The organism is Streptomyces caniscabiei (genome assembly GCF_014930365.1).
In the GTDB taxonomy this organism is placed as follows: domain Bacteria; phylum Actinomycetota; class Actinomycetes; order Streptomycetales; family Streptomycetaceae; genus Streptomyces; species Streptomyces caniscabiei.
Genome location: NZ_JABXWI010000013.1, coordinates 219,540 through 235,418, shown reverse-complemented (window position 1 = coordinate 235,418; position 15,879 = coordinate 219,540). Strand labels below are relative to the sequence as shown.

Here is a 15,879-nt window from a genome sequence, read left to right as displayed (position 1 = left end):
GAACCGTTCCTATTCAGTGAGCAGGAGTGAGTCTTGGACCGATACCTGGTCACTGCGGACACCCCGAACGGTTTTGGATGTCCTGGTCGCCCGCGTACTCATCGCACCCGGCGGCACGGATCGTGTCCGTGGTCCGGGAATGCGGGGGCGGGGTCCCTCACGCCCAGGGGCACGCCGGTCGGCCTGGACGGTCCGATGCCCGTGCACATCGCTCTGGTGTGCACGGGGCGGTGTCGTCCGTCGCCGGATCGGGTGTCCCTGGGCGCGTCGTCCGATCGCGATGCTCGCCGCATCGTGCCGGGTGGTCTTACGGGTGGGGCCGGCCATCGGCTTTTGCCAGTGCTGGGCGCCCCACTTGCTGGTGTAGGCCGGGTCCACGGCGATGACCGCGATACCGGTGGTGTCGGCCATGGAGGTCAGCCGGGCGCGGAGCCTGCCGGTCGGCATGCCGGAGATGAGCTGCCGGAAGCGGCGCTTGTGCCCGTACTTCTCTCTGGTTTTCTCGTCCTGGAAGTCGAGGTCTTCGACCGCAATGGCCTTGACGCCACAGGCTTTAGTCCAGTTCAGAAGCCGCGTGAGGGCGTGCCGTACCTGGGCGTCGCGGTGCTGGGCGGTGCCGGACAGGTCGTAGAAGAACCGGCGCGGCCGACCGATCGGGTTGCCGTGCGTGTCGAGACGCCATACGGCGAGGTGGTCGGCGTTGGTGTCCACGCCGACCACGCCCTGGGCCAGGGCCGTGGCCATGGGGATGGTCTTGGTGACCGGGTGTTGCCAGGAGGCGGTCAGGTACCAGCGTCCGCGCTGCACGTCATGGTGGATGCGGTAGGCGACCGCTCGGTTGGCCTCCACACGGTCGGCCCACTCCTGTGCCCGGTGAGGGAACCGTACCTTCGCGGTGAGTACGTACCGGCCATGCCTGGCGTTGGACAGGTCGGCGAGCGGGGCGGGGAGCTTGATCGATACTTCGCCCTCGGGGGTGATGCGGATCGTCTCGTTGCCGAACCTTTTCCCCGACTCGCCGTCGGCCTGGAGGAACCAGCGTGAGGCTTCCCAGCGTTCATGCCACTCGTCCTCGGTGAGCTGCGCCGTGTCGAGGTTGTGGCGGGTGCCCAGCAGACGTTTACCGCCGCGTACCACATGTACACGTCCGGCTTCTCTGTCGGTCTGAACCTGGTCGAGCCGCTCCTCAAGCACATGCAGTCGTCGCGTCTTGTGGAACCACTCGTGCGTGGAGCGGTATCCGCCGGGGGCGCGCTTGCTTCCCTTCTCCCCCACCGGGAGCGACAGCCGGTGCCGAATCGTCGTGATACCTGCTTCGAGGGATTGGACGTGCGCGGCCTGGCCGCGCCGGGCAAGCGCCCACTGGTCGTGAGTGGCCTTTGTGATCGCACCGGCCCACCTGGACGACGACTCGGCGGTCAGCCCCCGTTTCCGGGCCGCCCACGTGTCCGTGGAGTGCTCCAAGCCGTCACGGCAGCGGGTCTTGAGGTCCTTCGAGGCGAGCGACCCGAGGTGCGCACCGACCAGACGCAACACCTTCTCGTCTTCGGGAGTCAGGTGCTTGAGGCGGTCACGTACCGCCACACCGGACGGGCCGTGGGCGACGACCGGTGCGGCGACCGGGCGGAGGTCAGCCATGTCCGGCGGCCTCCAGTGCCTTGCGGGCGCGCATCTTCGCCGACCTGCGCCCGTACAGGCGGGCGCAGAACGAGGTCAGCATCTCCACCATGTCGCGCACCAGGTCGTCTTCGACCTCGCCGTCGTCCAGCACCAGCAGGCGACGGCCCGTCGCGGACAAGGCGGCCTCGACAAGCTCGACGTTCATCCGGCCGAGCCGGTCCTTGTGCTCCACCACCACGCAGGTCACGTTCGGGTCGGTCAGCAGACGCCGGGCCTTGGACCGGCAGCCGTTCATGCCGGAAGCGATCTCCGCCTCAATGCGAACGACTCGGTGACCGGCCTTAGCCGCCCACGCCGACAGCCGAGCGACCTGGCGTTCCAGATCGGTCTTCTGATCGTGCGAGGAGACGCGGGCATACAGGCCCAGACCGCCGATGGCCTCGGGCCTGGCGTTCGCGTCGATGTTCACCAGGATCGTGCGTGGCCCGACCCGCTGAGCCGGTACCGGCAGCGTTCCCTCATGGAACCAGCGATACGCGGTCTGCGGATGCACGCCCTGCGTCTTCGCCCATTCCGTCAGGTTCACACTCCGACAACGACACTCACTCATACATGGTTACGCTCACTCACCTGACTTCGAGCACCAGCAGATGGAGACCCCTCGCTGGTCGAGCGGGCGCTGGTGACGCCGGCGACCAATCGCGGGCTCATGCTCGTCGGGGAGCGGGGACGGCGAAGTCCCTCCTGTCGGAGCTGATCGCCGCCGCCGTCAGCGGGACGTCGACCCTGACCGTGCAGGGCGGTGCCGCCACCGAGGACCAGATCAAGTACGGCTGGAACTACGCGCTGCTCGTCGCCGAGGGCCCGTCGCGCCGCTCCCTGGTGCCGGCGCCGATGCTCCGGGGCATGGCGGAGGGCCGGATCGTCCGCTTCGAGGAGATCACCCGCTGCCCGCCCTCGCCGCCCCCTCCCCGGCTCAGGTCCCACCCCGACCCAGCCCCGGCCCCCGGCCCTCACCCCCCGGCACAAAGCCCCCCAGCCACCCCCGAAAACCACCCCCTCGTGACGGATGTCGTCACGAGGGTTGACGGTGGCGCACGGGGCGGTCACCTTCGATAACGCTCGCACCATGGGAGCGCTCCCATTCCCCGTGTCGAAGGGACGGCCATGCAGACGACACCTCGCCAGTTATCCCGACGGACCTTGGTCACCGCCGCAGCGGCGGGCCTCGTCGCCTCCGTCGTATCGCCCGCGCGGGCCGCCGAGCCCCGTACGGCGCGGTTCCACACGGTGGGCCGGGTCAAGAGAGCTGCCGACGGGACCGTCCAGTACAGCTGGCCCGGGGTCTCCTTCGAGGGCCGGTTCCACGGGACCGGCGTCGGCGTGGTCCTCGACGACGCCGACAACGACTACGACGTCCAGGTCGACGGGGAGACCGTCGCCACGCTCGTCACCCCGGGCCGTACCGTCTCCTGGGTCGACGGCCTCGCCGCCGGCGCCCATCGCGTACGGGTCGTGAAGCGCACGGAGAGCCCGTGGGCGGTCGGCCGGTTCGGCGGGTTCGTCGCGGCTCCCGGGGGCGGGATCCTCGCGAAACCCCGGGCGCGGAACCGGCAGATCGAGTTCATCGGCGACTCGTACACCGCCGGTTATGGAAATGTCTCCGAGATCCGGGACTGTTCCGGCAACGGCGGGGTCAACCGGAACAGCAATGCCGATCTCGCCTTCGGGGCGCTCACCGCACGGAAACTGAACGCCGATTTCCAGATCAACGCCTTCTCCGGGCGCGGCATGGTGCGCAATTACAACGGCGGCGAGCCCGGAACCGATTTCCGCACCTATGACGACCGGGCTCTGCTGAATGTCGAGGGCGACGTCTGGCTCAAGCCGCGCAGCTGGTGTCCTCAGGTCGTGGTGGTCGGGCTCGGCATCAACGACTTCTCGACGCCCCTGAACCCCGGTGAGCGCTGGGGCACGACGGCCGAACTGGTCGCCGACTACGAGAGCGCCTACCACGGCTTCCTCGACAAGCTGCGCGCCCGGTACGGCCGGGGGACGTTCCTGGTGGTGGCCGCCGCCCACCTCTGGAACACCACGGCGCTGGCGGAGGCCACCCGGCGGATCGTCGAGGAGCGGGTCCGGCGGGGCGACGGCCGGGTGAGCCACTGGTACTACGACGACCCCGGCCTCGACTTCCTGGGCTGCGACTGGCATCCCTCGCTCCAAGACCACCGGATCATCTCCGGGCTGCTCGACACCCACCTGGCGGGGCTGCCGCTGCGCTGGTAGCCCGGCCCTCTCGGATGCGGACGGACCCCCCGTCCGATGCGGGCGGGCCCCCGTCCGATGCGGGCGGGCCCCCGTCCGATGCGGCCGGGCTCAGGCCGGCAGGGGCCGGCCCGGCCGCAGCGTGTCGAGCAGGCCGGTGTGGTGCAGGGTCGCGACGGGCGCGAGGAGGTCGGGGTGGCGCAGGAGTGCGGCGGCCCGCCGGTCGAGTTCGTCCGGGGTGAGCAGGCGCCGGAAGGCGGTGGCCGGACCTGCGGTGTGCGGGGAGTCGTCGAGGGCGACCACGGCGGCGCGGGCCAGGTCGGCGTCGGCCAGGAGGCAGGCCGCCCAGCTGGCCACGACCTCGTCGACCCAGGTCCGCCAGGCGTACTCGTCGGGGGTCGGGGGCTCGTCGTGGCCGGTGATCCAGTCGAGGCGGGCGGAGCCACCGGGGCCGGCCATGCCGACGAGGGCGGCGTCCATCGGAGTCGGATAACGGAGCCAGGCGGCCACGGTGACGGCCTGCCGGGCCTGCGCCTCGCTGAGGGCGCCGTCCAGCGCGCCGCCGCCCGCCGGGTAGGCGCGCGTCAGCCACTGGGTGGTAGCCGCTATGAGCGGGGAGAGATCTGCGAGCACGCTGGACCATCCGTGTGGGTACTGGGGAACGCGTGGCACAACGTAGTCGTGCGGCACCCGCCTCGAAATGGCGCAGGCCACGGAAGGGCCGTGTCCTGGGCCACACCTGCGCGCCGGACTGACTCACCGGACGTCCATACGACGCATTACTGACCCCCACAGAGGTCCGGGCCGGAACGTACGCCGCAGGCAAGGAGCGACGGACATGGCACACGGCGGAAGCGTCATCGAGGAACCGCCGTCCGGTACCCCGAAGCGCACTGTCCTGCCGTCCGCACCACGGTGACGGGTCGCGGACCGGAAGTCGGCGGACCACACCGCCGCCGAGAGCGCCATCGGCATACCGTTGCCCGTCATGAGGCTTCTGATCATCGGCGGCAGCGGTTTCCTGGGCGGCGAGCTGGCGCGCCAGGCCGTGGCGGCGGGCCACGAGACGTCCGCGACCCGTACCACCGCCCCGCCGGACACGCTTCGGGGCGGGCCGGCGGACGTCTCCTGGCACACTCTCGACCTGCGCGATCCCGAGCGGCTGACGGAGGTGCTGGCGCGGGTGGCCCCCTCGGTCGTCGTCAACGCGTCCAGCGGCGGCGCGGACTGGGCGGTCACCGCCGACGGCGGGGTCCGGGTGGCACGGGCCGCGGCCCGGCGCGGCTGCCGGCTGGTCCATGTGTCGAGCGACGCCGTGTTCTCGGGCGACGGCGGCCCCTACGACGAGACCCGCCTCCCGGATCCCGTCACGCCCTACGGTGCCGCGAAGGCGGCGGCGGAGACCGGCGTCCGGCTGCTGGCGCCGGACGCCGTCGTGGTGCGGACCTCGCTGATCATCGGGGACGGACACGCCCTGTCCGAGCACGAACGCCATGTGCACGACCTGGTGTCCGGCGACCGCGACGGTGTGCTGTTCACCGATGTGGTGCGCTGTCCGGTGCAGGTGGGCGACCTGGCCGCCGCGCTGCTGGAACTGGCCGTGTCGACGGCGGCCGGTGTACGGCACGTCGCGGGGGCGGACGCCCTCACCCGGCACGAGCTGGGCGTCCTCGTCGCCCGCCGCGACGGCCTCGATCCGAAGCGGCTGCCCGCCGGACGCCAGGCCGACGGCGCCCGGCGAGGAGCCCTCGACGTCCGGCTGGACAGCCGCGTCACCCGGCGGGACCTGCGCACCCGGCTGCGTGGTGCCCGGGAGTTCCTCGCGGAGCCGCGCGGGTGACGGTCGGTCGCCGGGCGGGTGTCAGCGCGCGGTGCGGGCGAGGTCGGCCATGACCTCGACGGCGCGGTCGAGTTCGGCTTCGGTGTTGTAGTAGTGCGGCGAGAGCCGGACCAGGGGGTGGACGCCCCGGTGTTCGGTGTCGAACTGGGTGTGTTCCGGGACGGTGGTGGTGACGTTGATCCCCTGCCGGGCGAGGCCGTCGGCGACCTCGGTCGCGGCCAGGCCGTCGACCTTCGCGGTCACGATGGCGCAGCGGTGCGCGCCGAGGTCGTGGGTGGTGACGCCGGGCAGGGCGTCGAGCCGGTCGCGCAGGTACGCGCCCAGGGCGAAGGCCCGTTCTCCGATGCGGTCCAGGCCCAGGTCGAGGGCCTGGCGCACGGCCGCGTCGAGGCCGAGGACGCCCGCGTAGCCGACCTCCCAGGTCTCGAAGCGGGTGGCGCCGGGCCGCCAGGTGAAGCCGCGTCCGCCGTCCCAGGCGGCGGAATGGATCTCGGTGACGTACGGGTCGAGGTACGCGAGCGCCTCGGAGCGCACCCAGAGGAAGCCCGTGCCGCGCGGGCCGCGCAGGAACTTGCGGCCGGTGGCGGAGAGCATGTCGCAACCGATGGTCTCGACGTCCACCGGGAACTGGCCGACGGACTGGGTGGCGTCGAGGAGGAACGGGACACCGGCGGCGCGGGTGATCCGGCCGATCTCGGCCGCCGGGTTGATCAGGCCGCCGCTGGTGGGGACATGGCTGATGCCGACCAGCCGGGTGCGTTCGTCGATCAGGTCGGCGAGGGCGGCGGTGTCGAGCTGGCCGGACGGGTCGTCGGGGACGACGACGATCTCCGCGCCGGTGCGCCGGGCGACCTGGAGGTAGGCGAGCACATTGCTGCCGTACTCGGCGCGGCCGGTGAGGATGCGGTCGCCCGGCTTGAAGGTGAGCGCGTAGAACGCGGCGCTCCAGGCATGGGTGGAGTTGTCGAACAGGGCGATCTCGTCGGGGCGGCCGCCGATCAGCCGGGCGAGGTCGGTGTAGGTGGCGTCGATGCGGTGCTGCTCCTGCCGCGCCGCCTCGTAGCCGCCGATGGTGGCTTCCAGTTCGAGGTGGGCGACGACCGTGTCCAGGGTGGGCCGGGAGAGCAGGGCGGCTCCGGCGTTGTTGAGATGGATGCGGTGGGCGGTGCCGGGGGTGTCCCGGCGCAGTGCGTCGATGTCCATGCCCACACCCTTCCCACGGGTCAGCGCTTGGTGAACTGGGCGCGGCCCGGCTGGTCGACGTTCGGGGTGAGGGCGATGCCGGTGTCGGTGAGGGTCTGGCCGTGGATGTCCTTGACGCGGATGTCGGAGCCGCAGCCCGCGCCGTCCGCCGAGACGAAGTAGTTGTACTCCTGGCGCGGGAGTTGCCGCCAGGTGGTGCCGGTGCGGACCTCCAGGGTGGCGACGGGGTTGCGGTGGTTGCGGACCTGGATGCCGCACCACCACTGGGTGGAGCCTTCCTTGTAACGGTAGGAGACGGGTCCGGCGAGGTCCGGGCTCACCAGCGTCCAGGTGATGGGCACCCGGCCGGCCACGGGGTCGGCGATCCGGGCGAAGGCCTGCTGTCCGAGGTCGACGTCGCCGGGGCGGCACTCCGGACAGCGGTCGACGATCCTCACCGTCAGCTCGCCGCGCGGGCCCTTGACCCGGATGAAGGCGCCGCACATACGGGCGTTGTCGTAGTCGGTGTGGTTGAGGGCCGCTATGGCGATGTCGCTCGTGGCGTCGTAGAGGCAGTTCCCGACGCCGGTCGCGCCGTAGAAGGTGCCTTCGCCGGAGTAGGTGACGCCGGGCTGGACACTGGCGTACGCCGGTGCGGGGGCCGCGGTCAGGAGGGCGGTGGCGGCGGCGAGGAGGGTGAGCCGACTGCGCATGTCGATGCCTTTCGAGAACGGTGGGGCGCGCTCGGGGGCGAGAGATCCTGGCATCGTTGAATCCTCAAGTGAAGGGTGGTTACGGCCATTCGTCCGGAACACCCTGGTCGCGCCCGGGCCCTTGTCACCCACGGACGAACCCGGGCCCCGCAGGACTCATCTCCCGCACACAGAACGGCGATCGACCCGGTCCGGCCCTCCCGCGCTGCCATATTCGAAAGCCACTTCGGAGGTGGCTGTGACGCTAGAGGTGACGACATCCCGGGCGGGGCAGGTGGCGGAGCGCACGCCCGGCCGCGTGCCCGAGCGGGTTCCGGAACCGACCCACGACCGGATCCCCGACCGGACCGCCGACCGCATCGCCGAGCTGGAGGGCCGCCGCACGCGGGCGGTCGCGCCGGGCGGCCCCAGGAGACGCGGGGAGTACGGGGCCCGCGAACGCATCGATCTACTGCTGGACGCGGGCTCGTTCACGGAGACGGGCCTGTTCGTGCGCGCCCGGCCCACCGGGGACGGCGCCCGGCGCCCGTACGGCGACGGCGTGGTCACCGGGCACGGCACGATCGACGGCCGTCAGGTCTGTGTCTTCGCCCAGGACGCCACCGTGTACGGCGGCAGCATGGGCGAGGCCTTCGGGGAGAAGACCCTCGCGCTGATGGACCTCGCGCTGAAGACCGGCTGTCCCGTCATCGGGCTGAACGACGGCGGCGGCGCGCGCATCCAGGAGGGCGTCACCTCCCTCGCCCTCTACGCCGAACTGGTGCGCCGCAACGTCCAGGCGTCCGGGGTGATCCCGCAGATCTCGGTCGTGCTGGGCCCCTGCGCGGGCGGCGCCGCCTACTCGCCCGCCATCACCGACTTCACCGTGATGGTGGACGGCGCCTCGCACATGTTCGTCACCGGGCCCGACGTCATCGAGACGGTCACCGGCGAACGCACCAGCGCCGAGGAGCTGGGCGGCGCCCGCACCAGCAACACCGTCAACGGCAACGCCCACTTCCTCGCCGCCGACGAGGTCGACGCCCTCGACACCGTGCGCGACCTGCTGTCGTACCTGCCCGCCAACAACCTGGAGCGGCCCCCGCAGTACGCGCCGGGGGCCGCGCCCGCCACGCCGTGCCTGGACACGGTGGTGCCGGACCGGCTCAGTCAGGCCTACGACATGCGGAACGTGCTGCGCGCGGTCGTCGACGACGGTGAACTCCTGGAGATCCAGGAGCTGTTCGCGCCGAACATCATCTGCGCGCTGGCTCTCGTGGAGGGTACGCCGGTCGGGGTGGTCGCCAACCAGCCGCTGTGCTCGGCCGGGGTCCTCGACATCGACGCCTCCGAGAAGGCCGCGCGGTTCGTACGGTTCTGCGACGCGTTCGGCATCCCCCTGCTGACCTTCGCCGACGTCCCCGGCTATCTCTCCGGTGTCCGCCAGGAGCAGGCCGGCATCATCCGGCGCGGCGCCAAACTGCTCTACGCGTACGCCGAGGCCACCGTCCCCAAGGTGACGGTGGTGGTGCGCAAGGCGTACGGCGGCGGGTACGCGGTGATGGGCTCCAAGCACCTCGGCGCCGACATCAACCTCGCCTGGCCCACCGCCCGGATCGCCGTCATGGGCGCGGAGGGCGCGGTGGGGGTCCTGCACCGCCGCGAACTCGCCGCCGCGGCCGACCCCGAGGCGCTGCGGGCCCGCCTGGTCACCTCGTACGAGAGCACGTACGGGACCCCGTACCTCGCCGCCGAGCGCGGCTACGTCGACGCCGTCATCGCCCCGCGCGACACCCGCGCCCACATCTGCCGCGCCCTGCGCGCCCTGCGCGGCAAGCGCGCCCCGATGCCGGAACGGCGCCACGGCAACATCCCGCTCTGAGCGCGCCGCCGCGACCGCCGTCCGCGCCGTCTCCGCTGTGACCGCCGTCCCCATGTGACCGGTGCGACCGCTGTGCCCCCCTTGACCGCAAGCCGTCCCGCGACGTGAGGAGCCATGCCCGATGGACAGCCGCCGCCCCCCGCTCGCGCCCGCCGTCCGGAGTCTGCCGGAGTATGTGCGGCACTGGGCCGAGACCACCCCCGACCGCCGGGCGTTCACCTTCGTCGACCATCCCGCGCCGCAGTCGCGGGGCGTCCATCGCACGCTCACCTGGCGCCGGCTGGACCTACGCGTGCGGGCCGTGGCCGCCCGGCTCGCGGCGGAGGCCGAGCCCGGGGAACGGGTCGCCGTCCTGTGCCCGCAGGGGACGGAGTACGTCACCGCCTTCCTCGGAGCACTCGCCGCCGGACTGGTCGCCGTACCGCTGTATCCGCCCGGTCTGCCCGGGCAGGGCGACCGGCTCACGGCCGTGCTGGCCGACGCGTCCCCCGCGGTCGTCGTCACGACGTCCCAAGTCCTGGACGATGTGGCCGAGTTGTGCGAGGGGCAGGCGGTGCCGGTCGTCGCCGTGGACCGCGTCCCGGACTCCGCCGCCGACGGCGACCGGCCGCCCAGCACGCCCGATCCCACCGCCGTCGCCTATCTCCAGTACACCTCCGGTTCGACGCGCACCCCGGCGGGAGTCGAGATCACCCATGCCAACGTCGTCGCCAACGCCCGCCAGGCGCTGTCGGCCTACGGTGCCGACACGCACCCGGCGACCTGTGTGGGCTGGCTGCCGCTCTACCACGACATGGGCCTCGTGCTCAGTGTCGCGGCGCCGGTGGTACGGGGGCTGTTGTCGGTCCTCATGGACCCGGTGGCGTTCCTGCACGAGCCCGTGCGCTGGCTGCGGCTGCTGGCCGCCCACCCGCGCGCGTTGAGCGCGGCGCCCAACTTCGCCTACGACTACTGCGCTTCGGCGGTCACCGAGGCGCAGAAGGCTGGGCTGCGGCTGGACGGGGTCATGGCGCTGATCAACGGGAGCGAGCCGGTCCGTCCCGGTACGGCCGACCGTTTCCACGCCGCGTTCGCCGCCCAGGGCCTCGCCCCGGAGACGCACTGCCCGTCGTACGGCCTGGCCGAGGCGACCGTCTTCGTCAGCGCCGCCCGGCCCGGCGAGGCGCTGCGCGGATTCGCCCTCGACCGGGACGCCCTGGCCTCCGGCAAGGCCCTGTCCGCGCGCCCCGAGGACCCGAGGGCCGTGCTGCTGGCCGGCTGCGGCACACCGGCGGGCCAGCGGGTGCGGATCGCCGACCCGGTGTCCCGGGTCGCGCTGGCCGAGGGCGAGGTCGGCGAGATCTGGGTGCAGGGCCCCAACGTCGGCCGGGGCTACCGGAACCAGGACCGGCAGACCCGGCGCGTCTTCGGCGCCCGGCTCGCCGAGGCCGCGTCCGGTCCGGGCGAATGGCTGCGGACCGGCGACCTGGGCACGGTCCTGGACGGGCAACTCCTCGTCACCGGGCGGCTGAAGGACCTCATCGTCGTCGACGGGCGCAACCACTACCCGCAGGACGTGGAGGCCACGGCCCAGGAGGCGCATCCGGCCGTGCGACGCGACCGGCTCGCCGCGTTCGGTGTGCCGGGCGGCACCGGGGAGCGGGTGGTCGTCGTCGCGGAGCACGCGCGGACCGTGCCGCTCGCCGACATCGACGTGCCCGACCTCGTGCGGACCGTCCGCGCGGCCGTCTCCGCCCGGCACGGGCTGCGGCTCGCCGACGTCGTCCTCGTCCCGCCGGGCGCGGTGCCCCGGACCTCCAGCGGGAAGGTCTCACGGGCCGCGACCCGCGAGCGCTATCTGTCGGGTGCCTATGCGGTGGGGGTCGCGGGATGAGGGTCGTGGGCGAGAGCGGGAGCGGGAGCGGGGAGGACGGCGCGGGCGGTTCGCGGCGGCTGTTCGCCGGCGGGCGGGAAGACGCGGTGCGGCGGCTGATCGCGGCCCAGGTGGCCGCCTGGAGCGGCGGGGCCGCCGAGGACGTGCCGATGGACCGGCCGTTCGCCGACCTCGGGATGTCCTCGCGGGACGCGGTCGTGCTGGCCGGGGAGCTGTCCCGGGCGACGGGCAGGGAGCTGCCGGCGACGCTGGTGTGGGAGGCGTCCACCGGGGACGCGCTGGTGGCACGGCTGTGCGACGCGGCGGCGGACCTCGCTCCGGTCGCCGCCCCCTCGCGGGAGCCGACCGCGCCCGGTGAGCCCGTCGCGGTCGTCGGGGTCGGGTGCCGGCTGCCGGGCGGGGTGCACGGCCCGGCGGAGTACTGGCGGGCGCTCCTCGACGGTGTCGACGCGATCCGGCGCGTCCCGGAGGACCGGTGGCGGGACTTCACGCCGTACCCGCCGGCCGACGCGCTCCCGTACGGCGGTTATCTGGACGACGTCGCGGGGTTCGACGCCGACTTCTTCCGCGTCACCCCGCGCGAGGCCGCGGTGATGGACCCGCAGCAGCGGATCCTCCTGGAGGTCGTGCGGGAGACCCTCGACCACGCCGCCGTCCCGGCGGGCTCCCTCGCGGGCAGCGCCACCGGTGTCTTCGTCGGTGTCTCCGCGCCCGAGTACGGGCAGCTCACCGGCGCCGACCCGGCTGCCGTCGACCCCTGGGCGCCGGCCGGCGGGGCACTGAGCGTGGCGGCGGGCCGGCTGGCCTACGTCCTGGACACCCGCGGGCCGAGCATGGCCGTCGACACCGCGTGTTCGTCGTCGCTGGTGGCCGTGCACCAGGCGTGCGTCAGTCTGCGCACCGGCGAGAGCGATCTCGCGATCGCCGCCGGGGTGAACCTGCTGCTCTCCCCGGCCGTCACCGTCGCGTTCCGGCGGGCGGGCGCCCTCGCGCCGGACGGCCGGTGCAAGCCGTTCTCCCAGGCGGCCGACGGCATCGGCCGGGGCGAGGGCTGCGCGGCGGTCCTGCTGAAACGCCTGTCCGACGCCGAACGCGACGGCGACCGGATCCTCGCCGTCGTCCGGGCCACCGCCGTGAACTCCGACGGCCGCTCCAACGGCCTCCTGGCCCCCAACCCGGCGGCCCAGCAGGCCCTGTTGCGCACGGCCTACGCACAGGCCGGGCTCTCCCCCGCGCACATCGACCACGTCGAGGCGCACGGCACCGGCACCCCGCTCGGCGACCCCATCGAGGCGGGCGCGCTCGGCGCCGTCCTCGGGGCGGGCCGCGACCCCGACCAGCCCCTGCTCCTCGGCTCGGTGAAGGGCAACCTGGGCCACCTGGAGTCCGCCGCGGGCATCGCCGGGCTGGTGAAGACGGTGCTCGCGCTGCACCACGACCTGATCCCGCCCTCGCTGCACTGCGCCGAGGGCAGCGCGCTGGACGCCGACGCACGGCTGCGGGTCGTGAGCGAGGCCGAGCCGTGGCCCCGGTACGGCGGCACGGCCACCGCCGGGGTCTCCGGGTTCGGGTTCGGCGGCACCAACGCCCACGCCGTACTGGAGGAATGGCGGCCGGGCGCCCTGCTGCCGCCCCCGGCCGAGGAACCCCCGGCCCGCCTCCACCTCCTCTCCGACATGGACGCCGGCCGGGTCCGCGACACCGCCGCCCGGCTCGCCGACTGGCTGGCCACGCCCGAGGGCGGCGCCGCGCACCCCGCCGACGTGGCGCGCACGCTCGCCGGGCGGACGGGGCGGGGGCCGGTGCGGGCAGCGGTCGTCGCCTCGGACCGTGCCGAACTGGCCGACGGAATGCGGGCGTTGGCGACGGGGCGGCCCCACGCGCGGGTGATGACGGGCGACCGGGACGTCGTCGGACGCGGGCCGGTGTGGGTGTTCTCCGGGTACGGCAGCCAGTGGACCGGCATGGGGCGCCGGCTCCTCGCCGAGGAGCCCGCCTTCGCCGCGGCCGTGGAGAAACTGGACGGGCAGCTCGCCCCCGCGTGCGGCCTCTCCCTCTACGAGCACCTGGCCTCCGGCGGCGGCCTCGACCGACTCGAGGTGGCCCAACCGGTCCTCCTCGGCATGCAGTTGGCACTCGCGGAGCTGTGGCGCGCCCACGGTGTCGAACCCGTCGCCGTCATCGGGCACTCCCTGGGCGAGGTGGCCGCGGCGGTGTGCGCGGGCGCGCTGGAGGTGGAGGAGGCGGCCCGGGTGGTGGCCGTACGGGCGCGGCTGCTCAGCGGGCTGCGGGGCGGGGCGATGGCGGTGGTGGACCTCGACGACGGGGAACTCCCGCTGCTGGCGCGGGACTTCCCCGGGGTGCAGGTCGCCGTGCACTCCTCGCCCTGCCAGAAGGTGGTGACCGGGGACGGGGAGTCGGTGGCCCTGTTGGTGGAGCGGCTGGAGAAGGAGGGGCGGGCGGCGCGCGCGATGCGGGTCGTCGGGGCGGGGCACTCGGCCCAGGTGGACCCGTTGCTGCCGGAGCTGACGGCGGAACTGGCCGACATCCGGGGCGGGCGCCCCCGAGTCCCGGTCTACTCCACCGTGCTGGACGACCCACGCGGCGACTGCGTGTTCGACGCGGCGCACTGGGCGGCCAACCTGCGTCGGCCCGTGCGTCTCGACCGGGCGGTCGCCGCGGCAGCGGCCGACGGCCACACCGCGTTCGTCGAGCTCTCCCCCCACCCCGTCCTGGCCCGGGCGATCATGGACAACGCGCCCGGTGCCCTCGCCCTCGGCACGCTCCACCGGGACGCCGACACCTCCGCCGACTTCCTGACCCGGCTGGGCACCCTCCACACGGCCGGATCACCGCTGCCACCGCCACCGGGCCGCGTCATCGACCTGCCGGCACCGCGCTGGCGGCATGTGCGGCACTGGTGGACGGACGGCCGGGCGGGCCGGGCAGTCACGGAGGGCCTGGGGGCTGCGGGGGCCGAGGGGGGCGAGGGGGGCCACGACGTCGGTGGGGTCCGTGTGACGGTGGAGAGCCGTGGGGTGCCCGGCCGCCACCTCCGGAACGCGGCTCCCGGCCCGACCGACGACCTCGGCGTCGCCACGGCAGGCAGCCCCGACCGACACACCTCCGTCACCGCTCGCCTCTGCCACCACATCGCGGCCGTCACCGGTCACCCGGCGACCCGCATCACCCCCGCCACGGCCTACGCCGACCTCGGCCTCGACTCCCTGATGGCCGTCCGCATCCGCACCGCCCTGGAACGCGACCTCGCGATCGAACTCCCCCTCCGCGACCTCCTGAACGCAACCACGATCGAGGAAACGGCATCCCGCATCCAACGAGCACTACCGAGAAGAGGGGGCCCGGACGAGACGATCCCGCTCGCGGAAGAGCCGCCCGAAGGGGGGCCGGCCGAAGGGGAGTCGGCTGAAGCACCACCGACCGAGGCGACGTCGGTGCGGGCGACACGGGCTGAGGCGACGTCGGTGCGAGCGATACCGGCCGAGATGGCGTCGGCCGGTGACGGCGGGGCGTCCTCGTCGACCGGCGTCCTGTCGGTCGACGCCGCACGGCCTCGGCCGACCGCACCCCCGGCGCCGGCCGACGCCACCCGCCGCACCCCGCCCTCCGCCGTGGCCGCCAAGCGCTCCCCTGCTCTTCCCGTCCGCCGCTCAAGTCCCCTCCCCCACCCGCTCCCCCATCCCCTCCTGCGCCCCCTCCACCCCTCCGGCCCCCTCCCCCCGCTCTTCCTCGTGCACGCCGCCGGTGGGACCACCGATGTCTATCGGGGGCTCGTCGAGCGGCTCGGTGGGGAGCGGCCCGTGTACGGGATGGAGCGGGTCGACGAGGCCCGTACGGTCGTGGAGAAGGCCCGGCGGTACGTCGAGGCCGTGGCCGCGGTGCACCCCGACGGGCCCTGCCTGCTGGGCGGTTGGTCGTTCGGCGGCTTCGTCGCGCAGGAGGCGGCCCGGCAGCTCACGGCCGCCGGGCGGGACGTACGGCTGGTGGTGCTCATCGATTCCGTACGCCCGCTCCCCCGCGCCGAGGAGACCCCGGCCGAACGCATCCGCGCCCACCTCACCGGCTTCGCCCGCCACGTCGCCGACACGTACGGCGTCGAACTGGACCTGCCGTACGACGAGTTGGCCGCGACGCTGGACGACGGCGAGCGGATCGACACCGTGCTGGAGGCACTGCGCGCGGCCGTCGACGTGCCCCGCGCGGCTCTCGATCACCAGCGGTCCTCCTATGTGGACCTGCGGATCGGCGAGGCCCACCGGCCAGGCCGCCACGACGCGCGGGTGGTGCTGTACCGGGCCTCCGAGCCCGCCCCGCACACCGTGCGCGACCCGGCGTACGAGCGGGACGACGAGGCGCTCGGCTGGGACGAGGTGTGCCCGCGGCTGACCGTCGTCCGGGTCACGGGCCACCATCTGTCGCTGCTCGACCCCCCGCACGTCGACGAGATCGCCGCCCATCTGCGGCGGCGGCTCGCCGAGGACCACCGTTGAACCCGAGCCGA

At 73.5% G+C, this 15,879-nt stretch carries 10 protein-coding genes and 1 pseudogene; 6 read left to right on the top strand and 5 right to left on the bottom strand.

Annotated features, from left to right (window positions below):
* Positions 1-9 precede the first annotated feature (9 nt).
* On the bottom strand, positions 10-1,638 hold the full coding sequence (locus HW837_RS33270; RefSeq protein ID WP_193380893.1) for a transposase: 1,629 nt from the start codon (positions 1,636-1,638) through the stop codon (positions 10-12).
* A complete protein-coding gene (locus tag HW837_RS33265) occupies positions 1,631-2,206 on the bottom strand; it encodes an IS607 family transposase (RefSeq protein WP_193380892.1) in 576 nt (191 codons plus the stop codon). The genes HW837_RS33270 and HW837_RS33265 overlap by 8 nt, the downstream gene beginning before the upstream one ends.
* A 66-nt stretch (positions 2,207-2,272) precedes the next feature.
* Between HW837_RS33265 and HW837_RS33260 the strand changes: the two are divergent.
* A pseudogene (locus HW837_RS33260) lies at positions 2,273-2,577 on the top strand (AAA family ATPase); the annotation flags it as partial.
* A gap of 246 nt (positions 2,578-2,823) precedes the next feature.
* Positions 2,824-3,909 carry an SGNH/GDSL hydrolase family protein gene (locus tag HW837_RS33255; RefSeq protein WP_045562260.1) on the top strand — a complete coding sequence of 362 codons (1,086 nt, stop codon included), beginning with the start codon at positions 2,824-2,826 and terminating at the stop codon, positions 3,907-3,909.
* Positions 3,910-3,999: 90 nt separating this feature from the next.
* Here HW837_RS33255 and HW837_RS33250 read toward each other — a convergent pair whose 3' ends face one another.
* Positions 4,000-4,521: a hypothetical protein gene (locus tag HW837_RS33250; protein WP_045562259.1), complete on the bottom strand. Its 522-nt coding sequence runs from the start codon at positions 4,519-4,521 to the stop codon at positions 4,000-4,002.
* Between the two features lie 355 nt (positions 4,522-4,876).
* On the opposite strand from HW837_RS33250, the gene HW837_RS33245 reads away from it, so the two are divergent.
* Entirely contained in the window at positions 4,877-5,728 is an 852-nt protein-coding gene (locus tag HW837_RS33245; RefSeq protein ID WP_045562258.1) for a sugar nucleotide-binding protein, read from the top strand.
* A gap of 21 nt (positions 5,729-5,749) precedes the next feature.
* Here HW837_RS33245 and HW837_RS33240 read toward each other — a convergent pair whose 3' ends face one another.
* Both HW837_RS33240 and HW837_RS33235 read right to left on the bottom strand, forming a co-directional pair.
* Entirely contained in the window at positions 5,750-6,931 is a 1,182-nt protein-coding gene (locus HW837_RS33240; RefSeq protein ID WP_045562257.1) for an aminotransferase class V-fold PLP-dependent enzyme, read from the bottom strand.
* 20 nt (positions 6,932-6,951) lie between these two features.
* Positions 6,952-7,677, bottom strand: coding sequence for an expansin EXLX1 family cellulose-binding protein (locus HW837_RS33235; RefSeq protein ID WP_234442800.1), 726 nt, complete (start codon positions 7,675-7,677; stop codon positions 6,952-6,954).
* Between the two features lie 244 nt (positions 7,678-7,921).
* Between HW837_RS33235 and HW837_RS33230 the strand changes: the two genes are divergently transcribed.
* The 3 genes from HW837_RS33230 (at position 7,922) to HW837_RS33220 (ending at position 15,868) form a co-directional block, all read left to right on the top strand.
* Positions 7,922-9,484: an acyl-CoA carboxylase subunit beta gene (locus tag HW837_RS33230; RefSeq protein ID WP_313895608.1), complete on the top strand. Its 1,563-nt coding sequence runs from the start codon at positions 7,922-7,924 to the stop codon at positions 9,482-9,484.
* Between the two features lie 121 nt (positions 9,485-9,605).
* Positions 9,606-11,357: a fatty acyl-AMP ligase gene (locus HW837_RS33225; RefSeq protein ID WP_093789741.1), complete on the top strand. Its 1,752-nt coding sequence runs from the start codon at positions 9,606-9,608 to the stop codon at positions 11,355-11,357.
* 59 nt (positions 11,358-11,416) lie between these two features.
* Positions 11,417-15,868, top strand: coding sequence for a type I polyketide synthase (locus HW837_RS33220; protein WP_237270487.1), 4,452 nt, complete (start codon positions 11,417-11,419; stop codon positions 15,866-15,868).
* Positions 15,869-15,879: the final 11 nt, after the last annotated feature.